This is a genomic window from Klebsiella sp. A-Nf5, assembly GCF_002810545.1.
GTDB classification, from domain to species: Bacteria; Pseudomonadota; Gammaproteobacteria; order Enterobacterales; family Enterobacteriaceae; genus Klebsiella; species Klebsiella variicola.
On record NZ_PIOG01000097.1, the window covers coordinates 1 to 1,523 of the forward strand.

Annotated in this window: 2 protein-coding genes and 1 pseudogene; all 3 read left to right on the top strand. The window is 54.4% G+C overall.

Going from position 1 to position 1,523, the window contains the following annotated elements:
• Window positions 1-191 (top strand): annotated as a pseudogene (locus tag CWM53_RS31670) (hypothetical protein); the annotation flags it as partial.
• A 49-nt stretch (window positions 192-240) separates the two neighbouring features.
• Window positions 241-576, top strand: coding sequence for a hypothetical protein (locus tag CWM53_RS10415; protein WP_100699028.1), 336 nt, complete (start codon window positions 241-243; stop codon window positions 574-576).
• Between the two features lie 33 nt (window positions 577-609).
• Window positions 610-1,523: hypothetical protein (locus CWM53_RS10420; protein ID WP_100750784.1), on the top strand; the 914-nt coding region annotated here is incomplete at its 3' end.

Genomic DNA, 1,523 nt, shown 5'->3' on the forward strand with positions numbered 1-1,523 from the left:
GGCGGCGTCAGGAATGGCGATCTCCCAAAATTCTCAAACGAAACGGCAGAATGGTGGCAGAACAATCAGGCCAGCCTGATTTCTGGGTGCTCACCGGAGACTACCATCTGTCGCAGTCTGAACACAGCGGTCCGCCGTGGAAAGCCTGCCTCATCGATAAGGTCTTTAAACTGTATTGTTCACTGTTCTGATGATGGCTTCACAAGGCTTACAGGCGGAATTTTCAGTTAAGGAAGGATTATGTGTGATTTATGCAGGGCGGATGAGAATTACTTCCATACGGCAGAATGCGTGTATGACCAGCTGGTCAGTGAATACCCCGTGATGTGGCTGCGGGACTCGACCCGGATCGGGGCCTGCTACACCCTTCGTGAACTGCTGTCGCCGGAAGGGATGGTGCTGGCCATACAGAACTCTCTCCCGATGAAGGGGTGGCGGCTTCGCATGCTTTACAACGAAGCCATTGACGAAGAAATTAACCCACTGCACGGGGACTGTATTGAACTGCCCTCCAGAGCGGATGCCCTGCAGGCTTTCGTGGAGTCAGGGGACACTCCCCTATCCGATAACTGCTGACAGCACCGGGGTATAACCCTCCAGGGAAAAAACATGACCGACTTCGTGACCCGGACTGTTATGGACAAAACAATGTGGCTCGTGACATTGCCGAAGATCATTACAAATAACAGTACCCGCCAGGAGGAAAATCTGGTCGTCATTCTGAGCAGGGAGCAATCGTGGGGGGCAACTTCTGACCATTTTCCCGACGGATTGTACCGGGTCTCCTGCATAATGACACTGTACCTGGCCGATACCGAACAGACGAAGACTCAGACTTTCACTGCAATCTACTGGCCTCAACAGAAGGCCCTGCATCTGTTTACAGATGAGTTCAGACTGGAACGCCGCCTGCAGGGACACGGCCTGGGTAGCTGGATCACGCAGCAGTTTGTGCTCTGGGCCAGAGGCCTTCCGCCAGAAACCAGGGTTTTGCCGATTGAAATTTCCCAGGTTGATGAAAAAAACGAAGAAAACAAGATCCGGAGGGACAGACTGTGGCACGCAATGGGTTTCCGGTTCCCGGCCGGGGAAACCAGCTCAATGCCGCTGCGGGCAGACGAACTACAGTTGCCGCGGGGCAGGTATTCAACGCTCCGGGTGGAGCCCCTGGTATCCGCGGTACGCCGGCTGGAAGACTGTTATCGCGGGCTGCAGGAAAAAATCGTGCAGCTCGAAGGCAAAAAACGGTCGCAAAAACAGTTAATTACTTCACTTAAGAATCGTACATTTTATTATCTGTTGCACAGGAAAGGGGGCCAGCTCCCGGACGAGAAATGTGACGCCCTGCCACTGCGGGCAGAAAAACTGTCTCTGCCGCAGAGCGGGGATTCAGACCTAGAGGTGGCGCAACGGGCAACCGGGGTCATCCGGCTGGCTACCCTGTGTGCTCAGTCGCAGAAAAGAATCCTGGAGCTGGAAAGGGAGCTTGCCTCGCAAAGTGAGGAGCTCGTTGACCTGCAGGC

What these genes read in the sequence shown, in the direction of transcription:
- CWM53_RS10415 (WP_100699028.1), top strand. Translation starts at nt 241, where the DNA reads ATGTGTGATTTATGCAGGGCGGATGAGAATTACTTCCATACGGCAGAA.